The organism is Alteromonas sp. H02 (genome assembly GCF_059682525.1).
Genome location: NZ_CM185021.1, coordinates 1,763,438 through 1,778,857, shown reverse-complemented (window position 1 = coordinate 1,778,857; position 15,420 = coordinate 1,763,438). Strand labels below are relative to the sequence as shown.

The window sequence follows — 15,420 nt, the reverse complement described above, 5'->3', positions numbered from 1 at the left end:
GTTATTTATTCTTTGCGTTTCTGTGCGCGTGCACAGCAGCAGAAATGGCAGCGATAACATTGTTATCGGCGGCGGCTGTTGAAGTGGCTTTCGTGCCCGACGCTCTTACCGGCGACTGCGGCTCCTGACCAGGGAAACGCTCACAAAAAGCCTTGAGCGCGTTTACCGCGAAAATAAGGATTGTCAGAAACACAAAAACAAAGCCCATTCCCACCAGCAGTAAATTGCCAGCTTCCATTAGTAATTCTGAAATCGGTGTAGTCATTGCTTTTCCCGGGCATTATTTTGGAAACAGATTAGTATCACGGCAGTTGCTAAAAGACAATATAAACAACTGTTTAAATTGAAAAAAAAATCAATTTTTACGACTAAATATCAATATATATTCTATTTTTTGCATAAAATTAAGCTTTATTTATGTAACCTATAAATCTCATGAATGCTTATATCACATTAAATTAACATTCTATTATCACCTCATTACCCATAAACTGTGTTTATAGCTCGTATAAGTGATTAATATATCGCCTGTAAATGAGTGTGCTGGAGGGCATTGACGAACACAAGGTAAAGTTCAGCAATGCTTGATCTGAATTAATGGAAAAAGAGTTTAAGGGCTCTGTGAGGCCGTCCGGTTAAATCTATAGCGGCAGGCGATTATAAAGTTTTACACATAAAACAACTGTTAGGATCGGCCTGATAGTCAGCAAATGGCCCACAAAATTGAAATCCATAGCGCTGATATAACTGCCTGGCCGGGGCAAAAAAGTCCATGCTGCCAGTTTCCAGCCACAAGCTTTGATAACCAGTATTCGCTGCATAATCAATAACATGCTCAAGCAATCTTTTGCCAGTACCGGTACGCCGTGCACTGGCTGGTGTTCGCATGGATTTTATTTCGGCCTGAGCGGCGTTAAGATGTTTTAGTGCGATGCAGCCCAGCAGTTTATGCCCACAACGGGCCGCAAAAAAGGTAATGTCCGGCGCTTTAAGTTTATCAACGTCGAGAGCATGCACGCACTCAGGTGGCGATGTGGCATACATATCAGCCAGATGTTCCTCGAGCAACGCAATCACATCACCACCGGATAAATCATCTACCCTGATTTGCAGCGACTCGGCTGGCATGATTAAAGATAGCCTTTAAGCGTTGCCAGTCCAAACGCATTACAGGTGGTTGAATCCATCATTTCACCGTTAATGATGCGAGCTTTAACTTCTGCCAGCGGCAACTTATGCACGGTAAGTCCCTGCTCTTCTTCTTCGAGTTCCTGAGCCGTTTTGGTAAGATTTTTCGCCACAAAAATATGATAACGCTGGGAACACATACCATAGGCCAGGAACTGTTCGCCAACGTATTGCCAGTCGGCTGCCAGCAAACCGCATTCTTCTCTTAATTCGGCCTTAGCAACGCTCAGTGCGTCAAAGGTTTCTGCGCCCTCTTTAGCCCCTTGTGGAAATTCAAGATGACGGCCTTTTACCGGATAACGATATTGTTCGACAAGGTAAACATCGTCGCCATCAATGGCGATCACCACGACAAAGTCAGGCTTATCAACAACCCCATAAATCCCCCGGTAACCGTCATCACGGCCAATAGTATCTTCACGCACGGTCATCCAGCGATTCTGATAAACCACTTTGGAGCCGAGGGTTTGAATTTCGTCGGTGTTGGTGTCTTTCATATAAATCCGTTTAATACAGGGCGTAAATCAAAGGGGCAAAAAATAAGAGCTGCGAAAGCAGCTCTTATAAATGTTTAAATATATTCGACTTCTATGATTTCGTATTCAACGGTGCCAGCCGGCGTTTGAATGTTAACCATATCGTCGAGCTCTTTACCAATCAGGCCGCGGGCGATGGGCGAGTTAACAGAAATCAGGTTTTGTTTAATGTCGGCTTCATCGTCACCCACAATGCGATAAGTGGTTTCTTTATCGTTATCAACGTTAAGAATGGTCACCGTAGCACCAAAAATAACCTTGCCGTTGTTAGGCATTTTGGTGACATCAATGATTTGTGCATTAGACAGTTTACCTTCGATGTCCTGAATGCGGCCTTCACAGAAGCTTTGCTGTTCACGAGCGGCGTGGTATTCGGCATTCTCTTTTAAGTCGCCATGTTCACGGGCTTCCGCAATGGAGGCGATAATTTTAGGACGCTCGACCGATTTAAGTTGATTCAACTCCTCGCGAAGCATCTCAGCACCACGTGCAGTCATAGGATATTGAGTCATGTTGTTATTCTCACTTACCTGTAAATTAATAAAAAGGGGTCAGAGTACATTAATGAATAGCATTAATGTACTCTGACCCCTTTTTTTTCAATAGTTAATAACGAATTAATGCGTTAAAGAAGAATACACAGAATCCTGCTTTTTGTCATTATCCGTTTATTCTGGCGTGCAACTCCTGCACCGAGGTGACTTTACCGCGATCGTCAGCCGATTTTGCCTGAACAGTGGCAAACGCAGCATTCATAGTCGTGGTGTAGGTCACCTTATTTAGCAACGCTTCACGGCGAATGTAGACCGAATCGGTAATCGCCTGACGCCCTTCCGTTGTGTTTACAATGTAAGAATATTCACCATTCTTAATCGCATCCACAATATTCGGACGACCTTCAGAAAGCTTATTCACCACTGACACCTCAATACCCTGAGCACGCAAAGACTCTGCAGTACCGCTGGTACACTCAATGGTAAAGCCTTTGGCAATTAACGCTTTAGACAGTTCTGCCAGTTTAGGCTTATCAGTTTGACGTACAGATAACAACGCTTTACCTGAAGCAGGCAGCGGAGCACCGGCACCAAGGTTTGCCTTAGCATAGGCTTCCTCAAAGGTATCACCCACGCCCATCACCTCACCGGTTGAGCGCATTTCAGGGCCTAACAGCGGATCGACACCCTGGAACTTAGCAAATGGCAGTACCACTTCTTTCACAGAGTAGAACGGTGGGATAACTTCTTCAGTAAAGCCCTGTTCTTTGAGTGATTTACCCGCCATTACCCGCGCTGCTATCTTGGCCAGCGGAACGCCTGTGGCTTTTGATACAAACGGAATGGTACGCGCGGCACGGGGGTTTACCTCAATCAGGTAGACTTCGCCTTCTTTAATAGCAAACTGGGTATTCATCAGGCCAACCACGCCAAGCTCAAGAGCCATTGCTTTAACCTGCTCGCGCATCACGTCCTGAATGTCTTTTGGCAGTGAGTGCGGAGGCAGCGAACAGGCTGAGTCACCAGAGTGAACACCGGCTTGTTCGATGTGCTCCATGATACCGCCAATTACTACATCGGTACCGTCACACACGGCATCGATGTCTACTTCGATAGCATCGTCAAGGAAGCGGTCCAGCAGTACCGGTGAGTCGTTCGACACTTTCACCGCCTCGTTCAGGTAACGTTTCAAGTCTTTTAAGTCGTAGACGATTTCCATCGCACGACCACCTAATACGTAAGAAGGGCGAACCACCAGCGGGAAGCCAATTTCCTTGCCTTTCTCAAGCGCCTGTTCCATGTTGCTAACGGTTGCGTTAGCCGGCTGTTTCAGCGCCAGTTTGTTAACCATTTGCTGGAAACGCTCACGGTCTTCAGCGCGGTCGATGGCTTCTGGTGACGTACCGATAATGGGTACACCGTTAGCTTCCAGGGCACGGGCCAGTTTAAGTGGCGTCTGACCGCCATACTGCACGATAACGCCTTTAGGCTGTTCAACGGCAACGATTTCCAGCACATCTTCCAGCGTTACCGGTTCGAAGTACAGGCGATCTGAGGTGTCGTAGTCGGTAGACACGGTTTCCGGGTTACAGTTAACCATAATGGTTTCATAGCCGTCTTCACGCATCGACAGCGCCGCATGCACACAGCAGTAATCGAACTCGATGCCCTGGCCGATACGGTTTGGACCACCGCCCAACACCATGATTTTATCTTTGTCAGAAGGCGCGGCTTCACACTCCTCATCATAAGTTGAGTACATGTACGCTGTGCTGGTAGCAAATTCAGCGGCACAAGTATCTACGCGCTTGTACACCGGCTTAATGCCCATGCCTAAACGCAGGTCGCGAACATCGCTTTCAGCTACAGCCGTAAGGTCTGCCAGACGGGCATCAGAAAAACCTTTGCGCTTAAGAGTGTTCATCAGATTGTCATCGATGTTGGCCACACCCAGCTCAGCCACTTTCTGTTCAAGCTGCACCAGTTCTTCTAATTGCACCAGGAACCAGCGGTCGATATTAGTCAATTTGAAGACTTCTTCCACGCTCATACCGGAACGGAAGGCATCACCGATGTACCAGATACGCTCGGCACCCGGTTGACGCAGTTCGTAAACCAGCTTGTTCTGTGCTTCCGGATCGTCGAGGTCTAGCATTGGATCTAGACCAGTCGCGCCCACTTCCAGGCCACGCAGCGCTTTTTGCAGCGATTCCTGCTGGTTACGGCCAATCGCCATCACCTCACCAACAGACTTCATCTGAGTAGTCAGACGGTCATTAGACCCCGCAAACTTCTCAAAGTTAAAGCGCGGGATCTTAGTCACTACGTAATCAATCGCCGGCTCAAACGATGCAGGCGTTAAACCGCCGGTAATATCGTTTGCCAGTTCGTCCAGGGTGTAACCTACGGCCAGCTTGGCGGCTACTTTAGCAATCGGGAAACCGGTTGCTTTAGAGGCCAGCGCAGAAGAACGGGATACCCTTGGATTCATCTCAATAATTACCAGACGGCCGGTTTTCGGATCCACACCAAACTGTACGTTTGAGCCACCGGTTTCCACGCCAATTTCACGCAGTACAGCCATGGCTGCATTACGCATAATCTGGAATTCTTTGTCGGTCAGGGTTTGAGCAGGTGCTACGGTAATCGAGTCACCGGTATGCACACCCATCGGGTCGAAGTTTTCAATAGTACAAACGATGATACAGTTGTCGGCTTTATCGCGGACCACTTCCATCTCGTACTCTTTCCAGCCAATCAGTGATTCATCGATCAACAATTCATTGGTAGGCGATAAATCCAGACCGCGGGTACAGATTTCATTAAACTCATCGATGTTGTACGCGATGCCACCGCCTGAACCACCCATGGTAAATGACGGACGGATGATACACGGGAAGCCGATACGGCTTAACACATCGTGAGCCTGTTCCATGGAGTGGGCGATTTCTGCACGCGGACACTCAAGGCCAATAGACTTCATGGCTTTATCGAAACGTTCACGGTCTTCCGCTTTGTCGATAGCATCAGCCGTGGCGCCAATCAGTTCTACATTAAATTCGTCCAGTACGCCTTCGCGGTTCAGATCCAGCGCACAGTTAAGGGCTGTTTGGCCCCCCATGGTAGGAAGGATCGCATCAGGACGTTCTTTCTCGATAATTTTGCGCACTACTTCCCAGTGAATCGGCTCAATGTAGGTAGCATCGGCCATTTCCGGGTCGGTCATGATGGTGGCAGGGTTAGAGTTAACCAGAATTACGCGGTAGCCTTCTTCACGAAGGGCTTTACACGCCTGGGCACCTGAATAGTCAAATTCACAGGCCTGACCGATAACGATAGGCCCGGCGCCAAGGATTAGGATACTTTTAAGGTCGGTACGTTTTGGCATTGGGGCAAGTTCCTACTGCTTTGACTGTTCGATTAAGTCGATAAAGTGATCAAATAATGCAGCTGCATCGTGCGGACCAGGGCTTGCTTCAGGGTGACCCTGGAAGCTGAACGCCGGCTTGTCGGTACGATGAATACCCTGCAGCGATTTATCAAACAACGATACGTGCGTCACTTTAAGATTGTCTGGCAGATTTGCTTCATCAACCGCAAAACCGTGGTTTTGACTGGTGATCATCACCACATCACGTTCCAGGTCTTTCACCGGGTGGTTGGCACCGTGGTGACCAAACTTCATCTTGACCGTTTTAGCACCGCTGGCCAGAGCCAGTAACTGGTGGCCTAAACAAATACCGAATACCGGTAAACCGGTGTCGACGATGGTTTTGATCGCTTCAATAGCGTAGTCACATGGCTCAGGGTCGCCCGGGCCGTTAGACAGGAACACACCGTCCGGATTCATCGCCAGGACGTCTTCGGCAGAGGTTTGTGCCGGCACCAGCGTTAACTTACAGCCGCGGTCCACCAACATACGCAGGATGTTGTGTTTTGCACCGTAGTCGTAGGCCACCACATGGTATTTGTAGTCCGCACCGTCTTTATAGCCGCCTTCAAGCTCCCATACACCGCTGGTCCATTCGGTGATTTGTGTGGTTGAAACCACTTTGGCTAAATCCATGCCTTTGAGGCCGGGGAACGCTTTGGCGTTTTCCAGCGCCGCCGCTTCATCCAGCGCGTCGGTGCAGATGATGCAGCCGTTTTGCGCGCCTTTATCGCGCAGAATGCGCGTTAAACGACGGGTGTCGATATCTGCAATGCCTACAACATTGTTGGCTTTAAGATAATCAGACAGCGTTTGTTCGTTTCGATAGTTGCTGGCAACGAGAGGAAGATCTCTTATAACCAGACCTTTTGACCAGATTTTGTTTGATTCAACATCTTCCTGGTTGGTACCGGTATTGCCGATATGGGGATAAGTAAGAGTAACAATTTGTTCAGCGTAAGAAGGGTCGGTCAGGATTTCCTGGTAGCCGGTCATTGATGTATTAAATACCACTTCACCAACTGACATACCTTGAGCACCAATAGCAGTACCCTTAAACACAGAACCATCTTCTAAGACCAGAAGGGCGGAATTAGCCAAGTCAACCTCCAAATTAAGGATAACCGAGAGTTTTAAATAACACTCACAAAAAACGGGAGGTAATATTAAATTTACATCCCGTTTACTAGAATTTGCAGCTAATGAATATGCGCTCAAACTGCCGCCGAAGCTAATGCGGTAGCGGTTTAAACACTAATTTTTGGCAAATTCCGTGGATTATAGCTTAAGAGACTTTAAAGGTCTATTCCGATCTGGAAAAATTATTAAAATAACCCATTAAGCTATAAATTCACGCAAACATGCCAAAAAAGCAATTCATTGGGCCATTTTCTGCCGTTTTCTATTTATTATTGATTTAAAGACAATACGTCATTCATGCCGTACTGGCCGGCATCCTGCTGTGACAGCCACATTGCAGCCTGCACTGCACCACGGGCAAAAGTTAAGCGACTGGAAGCCTTATGGGTAATCTCCAGGCGCTCTCCGATATCGGCAAATAAAGCCGTATGCTCACCCACTACGTCACCAGCGCGAACAGTGGCAAAGCCAATCGTGTTATGGTTTCGCGGCGGTGTTTTCCCTTCGCGGCCATATACTGCGCAGGTTGAAAGGTCGCGGCCCAGTTCGTCGGCAATTGCTTCACCAATCGCCATGGCGGTACCCGACGGCGCATCCTGTTTAAAGCGGTGGTGGGCTTCTAAAATCTCGATATCCGCCGTTGCACCCAGTGCGCGGGCCGCCTGTTTTACCAGGGATAACATTAAATTCACCCCAACACTGTAATTTGCAGCAAATACTACCGGAATTTTGGTTGCTGCATCTGCCAGTAAATCCAGCTGTGCGGCTGACAATCCGGTAGTGCCAATGACCACAGGCTTGTTATTGGTCACACACCACTTAAGATTACTATCGAACGCGGCAGGCAGAGTAAAGTCAATCATCACGTCAACTTCTGCCGGGTCAATCAAAGACAAAGCGCTACAGACAGTTTCCAATTTGCCTATGCCGGCCAGTTCACCTACGTCCATACCGACCCACGGAGAGTCATCACGAACCGATGCAACACTTAATGAGGCGGTATCATGTTCATTGAGCGCTTCAATCAATACCCGTCCCATCCGACCATTGGCGCCAAAAAGACCTACTTTCATCGAAAACCTGCTTGCTTATTTAAGGTGCCCTTGGTTGACTGTAGGGACAGTTTTCCGGGCAATGTGACTGTTGATGGGCGAATTGTGCCTGATAGCCGTGCAGATGAAAACCCACAAATGGTTGAACTTTGCTACCTGTCCGGGTTCAATTAGAACCCATTGCGCCGCAAAAAATAAATCACACATAACACCAAAAGGTTTGTTACAGGACTTATAGAAATGGAAAAACGTCTTATCTGGGATCTTCCGACCCGCCTCTTCCACTGGCTGTTGGTAGCCTGCATTGTGGCACAATACCTGACCGCTGAGGTATTCGACGCCATTGACTGGCATTTTAAAATTGGCTATTTCACACTGGGCCTGATTTTGTTCCGCTTACTGTGGGGATTTGTAGGCACTACCTACGCCCGTTTCAGCCAGTTTTTAGCTGGCCCCGGCAAAGTGCTTTCCTATGCGAAAACCGTGACTAACCCAAATTCACCAGAACATGCCGGGCACAACCCTATGGGCGGCTGGATGGTTATCGCCCTGCTGTTGTTAGTGGCGCTACAAGGCATCAGCGGCTTATTTATCGGCGACGATATAATCAATAACGGCCCTTATTACGATGCCGTGTCCGACGCCACCCGCGACACCATGAATTCTATTCACCATACGGCCTTTAATATTCTGCTGGCGGCCATTGCGCTGCATATTATCGCAGTAGTATTTTATGCCAGATTTAAAAAGCAGATGCTGGTGCCCGCGATGCTGCATGGTAAAAAGCCCACCAATGAACCAGGAATTTCTTCTTCCCGGTTATTACTGGCACTTATACTGGTCGCTATAGTCATTGCAGCAATGTACTACGCCATTGAAATTGCCCCACCCGCCCCGGCTATGGATGCAGATATGTATTACTAATACAACTCTAAGCCCGCTAAATAATGCGGGCTTTTTATATAGGCCCGCATCACATATCGACCAGAACGATAGTCAGAGAAGGACGAGCGCGTGACCAGCATGAAATGCCGTTATTTTCGTGCATAACTATTGGTCAGGAGCTTCCATCTGGCTGTCTTTTTCCTGAATGGTAGCTTTGGGCGTATAGCATACTTTTTACATTTTCCTTGAAAACACAGAATATGATTATCTTTGGATACGGGTGTTAATAAAAAGTCACAGTAATAAGCTGTTGGATTTGATTTGCAGGGAAGGAACCGCGCATGCTGTCTGTTGTAGTTAAAAAATTTAAGCTCATCTTGCCAGCCTATATTTTTGTAGTGATCATGAGCTTACTGCTCCCGCTATTAGCCAGATGGATACTTGATAAATTAAATGTTGATGCTGTAAGACTGGAATATTGGGAATTATACATTCCACTGTGTCTGCCCTGGTTGTTCATCTACCCGTTTTTACGACCGCGTCTGGCATTATTGAAATTTAAGAGCAACAATCATCGTTCCGGGCTACAGGTGCTTGTCTGGCTATGCATTGGCTTAACGGGAGTGTTTTTTCAACTGTACTACACCAAAGCGGCTTATCCGCTGGTTTATGCAAGTGACATACTTGATTTTGAAACATCAGAGCGTTCGCGATTTTATCAAATTAAGTGGTACCGACTAGTTGGTAGTAAAGCAACTAATCATGTCGACGTCAGGCCTTCTGATAAAGGGCGGAAACTCAGGTTATCACTGTATACCGCCGTGCCATTTGATAAAGGCCAGGCCGGTGAATCCAGCCAGCGTTATTGGTTTGGCTTTTTACATTCCAAAACCATCAACAATCGTCTTTCTGAGGCTGAAAAAAATGAGCTATTGAAGGCATTCCTTGAGGATTCCTGGGCCAAAGTCGGTCATTATGACTTTAACAAAATAGATTATCTTGAAAAGCTGTCTAATTCGGCAGACAGAGATTTATTCTTAAACGCGATAACAAAATCGAAAGCCGAAAACTTTGATACTTCTGAAATAGTGATACTAACTCCTCGGTTGGAACCCTTTACGCAAATAACGGGGGATAAGTTTTATTGGGGGAGTCTTACATTGGGTATTGGCACCGCAATGTTCATGTTAATTTTGCTATTCCCTCCTCTGAGTACTTCACGGGTAACACAATTTTCCAAAGGAAAGTTAAGGTTAAATAACCCGGTTAAAGAGGCTCTGATATTTTTATTGCCCGATAAACTACGGTTGATTGGGCCATTAATTATGTGCTTAAACATACTGGCTTATTTAACGCTTTGCCTGGCTGGAGTTGATCCTATTTATCCAAATGGTGCAGAGCTGTTATCGTGGGGAGCCAACCGAAGACTTGAGACTATAGGCAACCAAGAATGGTGGCGATTAGTCACCAGTATGTTTTTGCATGGCGGTATTATGCATCTGCTGCTTAATATTTATGGATTAGCATTAGCATCATTATTTATAGAACCGATGTTGGGAAAACTTCGCGTTGCAGTGCTGTATTTGGGCGCGGGCATCGTAGGCAGTTTGGCCAGTGTTTTCTGGTATGAAAATACCATTAGCGTAGGCGCCTCAGGGGCTATATTTGGGCTCTTTGGGGGGATTTTGGGATTAACGGCAACAAGTACAATGAAAAGGCATGAAAAGAAAACCATTTACTTGCTGTTTCTACCTTATATCGGGATATCTCTGCTTATGGGTTTAGCTGGCGGCATCGACAATGCCGCACACATAGGGGGTTTATTATCCGGCGCAATGATCAGTTTAGGTCTGCATTTTTCATCAAAGTTGAAATCGCAAACAAGCTAAATGGGTTAGTATTGAGACCTTCTGGTTACTTTCTCTCGGGAACCTAAAACAGTCTTGTCGCCATTTTGGCTGGGCGGCAGTATCGAAGTTATGCGTATCCAACATCACCGCAAAACGAACCTGTACAATGAGCTGAGATTTCCAATTTACCTCTCAGTGAAGGCATATAGGTAATTTAATACACGCCATTGAACTTACACGGGGTTGCTTAGTCGATATATTGCAAAATAATTGTTCTCTACAAGGAGTGTTATGAATATTAAAGTGTTAGCCCTCTTAATGATGGCGACATCTATGCTACTTAGTGGGTGTATGAGTATCCCTGTTACTACCATGTACAAGATGTCCCAATTATCTATTCTGAGTTTGAATCCTGATGAAATTCAGGTTGCCGTGCGTACCAATGAAGTAGTAGAAGTACATGGCGGTGCAGTTAATATTCGCATGGCCACCAGCAGCGAGGGCTTGCCAGAAAAAGGTACCAATGAAGCCGAAAACTTCCCCCCTTTCAACCATGAATATAAGTTCAGGCCACAGGAACAGGTACTATCAGCTTCAGCAAGTAATATCCCGGCCATTCTTAAAGATGACATTGAGGATAATGAAAAAATAACCATCCTGAAGTTTTATGACAAAGATGTACTGGCACAGGTAAAACGTTATCGCGAGAAAGGCGCGAAAGTATCTGGTGAATTCTCCATTGGCTTCGAGAGTAGTTGCTTTAGCAATCTTTACCAATTTGATGAACTTGAAGTTGATTTGTTTTTGCAAACAAAAGAAGACGATGGCTTCATGCTGTTTTTCGAAGATATCGACATTATTGAAGAAGCGCGAGAATACGGCGTTGAAGATAATTCCCAGGGGGAATGCAACGCAGATTAATCTATCGCACTACCAGGGACTGTAGAATGGTAGTGCAGAAATGTTGTTTTACATAAACACAGAGATCAGCAGACCCGGACTACCGCCATTCAATCAGATATACCGCCTGCGTTCCGCCGCCACACCGAGTGCGATAAACGCTGCAATAAATGCCACACCACGGTATTCGTAGGCCACAAATTTAAAGATATGATGAAGCAGTGGCGCACCATATAAGGTTAACGCACCGTATCCAAACGCACAGAGCAACACAAACAATCCGCTGCGCAGAATAAAGTGCAGACTACTCAGGCTACGTTTAACCTGCTTGTTGATGATGTCGCCATAAACAACCAGCAGCGTTGCCATTAACATCAGGCTCATTTCATTAAAATAACTCGCCAGCAAATCGCTGACAGGCGTGGTGAAAGACGCTATCACGTACTACTCATTATCGGATATGAATCTGACCGCATTTTGCAAGCGGGCTGCGGGGAAGTCAAAGAAAAAAGCCGGCTTTCGCCTAATGCCAGTCAGTTAAGCTGACTGGCATTTTTCTTTGAGGGGTATTTAGCCGGTCTATTCCTTACCACTCGTGGATAATACCTGTCAGGTCGTTTGTCCGGTAACCTCATCATCCTCAACGATTCCATCAGGTATTCATAGTGAACTGGCAGTTTGGTCACTGTGTCTGGGATAGTGGTCAGGAAGAACACAATGATATGTCTCATGCAGAGTCCGAAGCTAAGTCGAGAGGGAGATAAATCCGGTATGTCTTTTACTGCATCTAGCATCATCATCCTAATCAGGTTGTAGGCGAGCAATAGTCCCCACAGTTCCTGACGCACCATCTCAGGTTTCTTACTACGAAGCGTTAGTTTTGCCTGATGCAGAGTCTGTTTCATTTCCCTGAAGCCCAACTCTATTTCCCAGCGCTGAACATACACATCAACAACGTCTTCATAGGGAAACTGCATCGCATCAACCATTGAACTAAGCACCCGATAGGTCTTTCCGTCGATTTCGTAGCTGGTCAGTCTCGCTTCGATGGTTTCCGGTAAACCATCGAACTTCTTCCTAGCCTGAGGAGAAGTTTTCAGTGTGACAATAGCATCATCTTCACTTAGTTGATGTTTTACTGTGTATTGTAAATCTTTACGTGCAGGGAGCATCCAGTGCGTGTTGACCCCTTTAGTCATCCACAAGTAGAGTAATCCCAGCGAGTAATAGCCTCTGTCGAACAGGGTCAGAGAGTTATCAGGCACCGAAGGGATAAGCCGTTCAGCGAGGGACATCTCTCCTACATTACGACTATCAAATTCACTGGCCAAAAGAAGGTGGCTGGACGTTTCCATCAGGCTGCACATGCGTACCTGCGGGTACGGATTATCACCCTTGGCATTCCGGTCACAACCAAATGCATTAAGGTTCTCCGTAGTATCCTGAGTACGAAACATCACGCCATCAACCGCCAGTACATTTAAACCACACCACTGCTCAAAAGCGTACTCACCAAATGCCCGCTGTGCCATCAGTTTAAAAGTGTGCCCGACGGCATCTTCCCCCAGTCGTTGGCGCGCTTGTACCACCGCACTAGGCGCAACAAAACGATTTTTACCCGGTAGTGAAACATCGAGTTTATTCGCAATGTCCCAGACAGGGTCGTTACGGAAAAGACTCATACCAACAATGGTAAAAACAACCGAATCCAGAGGTAATCGTCGACGCCTGACGGTCGCTACACCCGATAATTCATAAGCTTGCTGGAGAAGTTCGGGGTCAACGAAAGACATCAGTTTATCGATAGCATTCAAATCTTCTGCATGACCAAATGTATCATCGAGGTGTGTAAGTAAAGACATAAAAAAATCCGATACCAGAGACTGATATCGGATTGTGAACCCGTAGAAAGATCGGTCAACCGATCAGTATAAATTTCTTAACTGATCGGCATTAGGCTTTCGCCGGCTAAAAAGTTGCTCCCGAAGAACGTACAAGAGCAACTTTGATGCTGAAACTTTATGATTAATCTGTGCTTTCCTTAACCAACCCCTGCTCTTTCATGATCGCTTCGATTTCGGGCACGCTCGCCGGATCGTCAATGGTGGATGGTACTGCCACCTCCTGGTTCGAGGCAATCTGGCGCAGTAATTTACGAAGTATTTTGCCAGACCGGGTTTTAGGCAATCTTGGCACCACTACTGCTCGCTTAAAGCAGGCAATCGGGCCAATTTCTTTTCGGACCATGGCAACCAGCTCTTTTTGCAGGTCATCCTCGTCGAGGTCGTAACCATCTTTGAGCAATACCAGACCAACCGGCTCCTGCCCTTTTAAGGCATCATGAACGCCAATAACACTGCATTCGGCAACGGCATCGTGAGCCGCCAGGATTTCTTCCATTTCACCGGTGGATAAACGGTGGCCTGCCACGTTTATGACGTCATCGGTTCGACCCATAATAAAGACATAGCCATCATCATCCTTGTAACCGCCATCACCTGAGCAGTAGTAACCCGGGAAATCGCTGAGATAACCGGATTTGAAGCGTTCAAAATCGCCCCAGATAGTGGCCAGACAACTTGGTGGTAAGGGCAACTTAATTGCAATAGCGCCTTGCTCCCCCGCGGGTAACTCATTACCACGAGCGTCCAACACCTGAACATTAAAGCCTGGTGTAGGCAGGGTTGATGAACCTGGCTTGGCGGGTTTTGGCTCGATACCCATGAGGTTGGCGCAAATAGCCCAGCCGGTTTCGGTTTGCCACCAGTGATCAACTACAGGCTTGCCGGTTTTATCTACCGTCCACAGATAGGTAGGCGGATCGAGCCTCTCACCGGCCATAAAGATAGTTTTCAGGGAAGAAATATCATACTTGCTAATTTCCGCCGCTTCCGGGTCTTCCTTACGTATAGCCCGAAACGCTGTGGGCGCAGCGAACAGCGCTTTAATTTTGTATTCGTCTACCATACGCCAGAATGCGCCAGCATCGGGCGTTCGCACAGGTTTGCCTTCGTAAACAACGGTAGTGCAGCCATGCAGGAGCGGGCCGTAAACGATATAGGAGTGACCCACAACCCAACCCACATCGGATGCGGCCCAGAACACTTCGCCAGGTTGCATGTCGTAAACCGCCGTCATGGAATATTTTAATGCCACGGCGTGGCCGCCGTTTTCACGCACAACACCTTTTGGTTTGCCGGTGGTACCGGAGGTATACAATATATACAGCGGATCGGTGCCTTTAACCGCCACACAATCGGCTGGTGTGGCTTGAGCCATTGCCTGTGCCCAGTCGATATCCATGCCTTCGTGCATTGTCGCTATGGCTTGTGGCCGCTGCAGTACCACACAACACTCTGGTTTATGAGCTGATAGCTCAATGGCTTTGTCGACAAGTGGCTTGTACTCAATCACCTTGGCCACTTCGATACCACAAGAAGCGGTAACAATCAGTTTTGGCTCAGCATCTTCAATGCGTACCGCTAATTCATGAGGCGCAAAACCGCCAAATACCACTGAATGGATAGCACCAAGGCGGGCAATCGCCAGCATGGCAACTACAGCCTCAGTGATCATTGGCATGTACACCACAACACGATCGCCCTTCTCTACGCCCTGAGCTTTTAACACCCCGGCAAACAGAGAAACCTGTTCCTGCAGTTGCGCGTAGGTGAGTACAGACTTACTGTCAGAAACCGGTGAATCGTAGATAATAGCTGGCTGATCGCCGCGACCGTTTTCAACATGATAATCAACGGCCATGTAGGCAGTATTCATTTCACCGTCGTCAAACCAGTGGTAAATACCCTCGTTGTCCTGGGTAAGAATGTCCTTTGGTGCTTTAAACCAGGGTAGAGCTTTGGCTTGCTCTGCCCAAAATTCGGCGGGTTGCTCAATTGAACGCTGATATTCTGCTTGGTATGACATACAAATTCACTTCCTACA

General features: G+C 47.1%; 13 protein-coding genes. 3 read left to right on the top strand and 10 right to left on the bottom strand.

Features of this window, described 5'->3' with window-relative positions; translation table 11 throughout:
- Position 1: 1 nt before the first annotated feature.
- From AC566Q_RS08190 to dapB, 7 genes are all read right to left on the bottom strand, one after another.
- The gene (locus AC566Q_RS08190) at positions 2-265 is read right to left on the bottom strand and encodes an OadG family protein (RefSeq protein ID WP_105934471.1); all 264 of its coding nucleotides are present in this window, start codon (positions 263-265) and stop codon (positions 2-4) included.
- Between the two features lie 392 nt (positions 266-657).
- Positions 658-1,128 (bottom strand): GNAT family N-acetyltransferase, encoded by a 471-nt coding sequence (locus AC566Q_RS08185; RefSeq protein WP_105934470.1) that lies wholly within the window; start codon positions 1,126-1,128, stop codon positions 658-660.
- A gap of 2 nt (positions 1,129-1,130) precedes the next feature.
- Complete coding sequence (locus AC566Q_RS08180; RefSeq protein ID WP_105934469.1) at positions 1,131-1,685, bottom strand: NUDIX domain-containing protein; 555 nt, start codon at positions 1,683-1,685, stop codon at positions 1,131-1,133.
- A gap of 74 nt (positions 1,686-1,759) precedes the next feature.
- Positions 1,760-2,236, bottom strand: coding sequence for a transcription elongation factor GreA (gene greA / locus AC566Q_RS08175; RefSeq protein ID WP_105934468.1), 477 nt, complete (start codon positions 2,234-2,236; stop codon positions 1,760-1,762).
- A 148-nt stretch (positions 2,237-2,384) separates the two neighbouring features.
- The gene (gene carB, locus AC566Q_RS08170) at positions 2,385-5,606 is read right to left on the bottom strand and encodes a carbamoyl-phosphate synthase large subunit (protein WP_499615597.1); all 3,222 of its coding nucleotides are present in this window, start codon (positions 5,604-5,606) and stop codon (positions 2,385-2,387) included.
- A 12-nt stretch (positions 5,607-5,618) separates the two neighbouring features.
- A complete protein-coding gene (gene carA, locus AC566Q_RS08165; RefSeq protein WP_499615594.1) occupies positions 5,619-6,749 on the bottom strand; it encodes a glutamine-hydrolyzing carbamoyl-phosphate synthase small subunit in 1,131 nt (376 codons plus the stop codon).
- A gap of 308 nt (positions 6,750-7,057) precedes the next feature.
- Entirely contained in the window at positions 7,058-7,861 is an 804-nt protein-coding gene (gene dapB, locus AC566Q_RS08160) for a 4-hydroxy-tetrahydrodipicolinate reductase (RefSeq protein ID WP_499615591.1), read from the bottom strand.
- A gap of 219 nt (positions 7,862-8,080) precedes the next feature.
- On the opposite strand from dapB, the gene AC566Q_RS08155 reads away from it, so the two are divergent.
- The 3 genes from AC566Q_RS08155 (at position 8,081) to AC566Q_RS08145 (ending at position 11,496) form a co-directional block, all read left to right on the top strand.
- Positions 8,081-8,764, top strand: a complete 684-nt coding sequence (locus tag AC566Q_RS08155) for a cytochrome b/b6 domain-containing protein (RefSeq protein WP_499615588.1) — start codon at positions 8,081-8,083, stop codon at positions 8,762-8,764.
- Between the two features lie 302 nt (positions 8,765-9,066).
- Positions 9,067-10,614, top strand: a complete 1,548-nt coding sequence (locus AC566Q_RS08150) for a rhomboid family intramembrane serine protease (protein WP_499615586.1) — start codon at positions 9,067-9,069, stop codon at positions 10,612-10,614.
- 252 nt (positions 10,615-10,866) lie between these two features.
- On the top strand, positions 10,867-11,496 hold the full coding sequence (locus tag AC566Q_RS08145) for a hypothetical protein (protein ID WP_499615583.1): 630 nt from the start codon (positions 10,867-10,869) through the stop codon (positions 11,494-11,496).
- Between the two features lie 93 nt (positions 11,497-11,589).
- Here the strand turns inward: AC566Q_RS08145 and AC566Q_RS08140 are convergent, their stop codons facing one another.
- The 3 genes from AC566Q_RS08140 to AC566Q_RS08130 all read right to left on the bottom strand — a co-directional run bounded on the left by AC566Q_RS08140 (position 11,590) and on the right by AC566Q_RS08130 (position 15,402).
- Positions 11,590-11,916 (bottom strand): DUF3392 family protein, encoded by a 327-nt coding sequence (locus tag AC566Q_RS08140; RefSeq protein ID WP_499615580.1) that lies wholly within the window; start codon positions 11,914-11,916, stop codon positions 11,590-11,592.
- A 92-nt stretch (positions 11,917-12,008) separates the two neighbouring features.
- Positions 12,009-13,337 carry an IS4 family transposase gene (locus tag AC566Q_RS08135; RefSeq protein ID WP_499612139.1) on the bottom strand — a complete coding sequence of 443 codons (1,329 nt, stop codon included), beginning with the start codon at positions 13,335-13,337 and terminating at the stop codon, positions 12,009-12,011.
- Between the two features lie 163 nt (positions 13,338-13,500).
- On the bottom strand, positions 13,501-15,402 hold the full coding sequence (locus AC566Q_RS08130; RefSeq protein ID WP_499615577.1) for a propionyl-CoA synthetase: 1,902 nt from the start codon (positions 15,400-15,402) through the stop codon (positions 13,501-13,503).
- Positions 15,403-15,420: the final 18 nt, after the last annotated feature.

Bases quoted from the DNA above. Each gene is read 5' to 3' on its own strand.
- greA (WP_105934468.1), bottom strand. From the start codon at position 2,236: ATGACTCAATATCCTATGACTGCACGTGGTGCTGAGATGCTTCGCGAG.
- AC566Q_RS08190 (WP_105934471.1), bottom strand. From the start codon at position 265: ATGACTACACCGATTTCAGAATTACTAATGGAAGCTGGCAATTTACTG.
- AC566Q_RS08155 (WP_499615588.1), top strand. From the start codon at position 8,081: ATGGAAAAACGTCTTATCTGGGATCTTCCGACCCGCCTCTTCCACTGG.
- AC566Q_RS08185 (WP_105934470.1), bottom strand. From the start codon at position 1,128: ATGCCAGCCGAGTCGCTGCAAATCAGGGTAGATGATTTATCCGGTGGT.
- AC566Q_RS08135 (WP_499612139.1), bottom strand. From the start codon at position 13,337: ATGTCTTTACTTACACACCTCGATGATACATTTGGTCATGCAGAAGAT.
- AC566Q_RS08180 (WP_105934469.1), bottom strand. From the start codon at position 1,685: ATGAAAGACACCAACACCGACGAAATTCAAACCCTCGGCTCCAAAGTG.
- AC566Q_RS08150 (WP_499615586.1), top strand. From the start codon at position 9,067: ATGCTGTCTGTTGTAGTTAAAAAATTTAAGCTCATCTTGCCAGCCTAT.
- AC566Q_RS08145 (WP_499615583.1), top strand. From the start codon at position 10,867: ATGAATATTAAAGTGTTAGCCCTCTTAATGATGGCGACATCTATGCTA.
- AC566Q_RS08130 (WP_499615577.1), bottom strand. From the start codon at position 15,402: ATGTCATACCAAGCAGAATATCAGCGTTCAATTGAGCAACCCGCCGAA.
- dapB (WP_499615591.1), bottom strand. From the start codon at position 7,861: ATGAAAGTAGGTCTTTTTGGCGCCAATGGTCGGATGGGACGGGTATTG.
- carB (WP_499615597.1), bottom strand. From the start codon at position 5,606: ATGCCAAAACGTACCGACCTTAAAAGTATCCTAATCCTTGGCGCCGGG.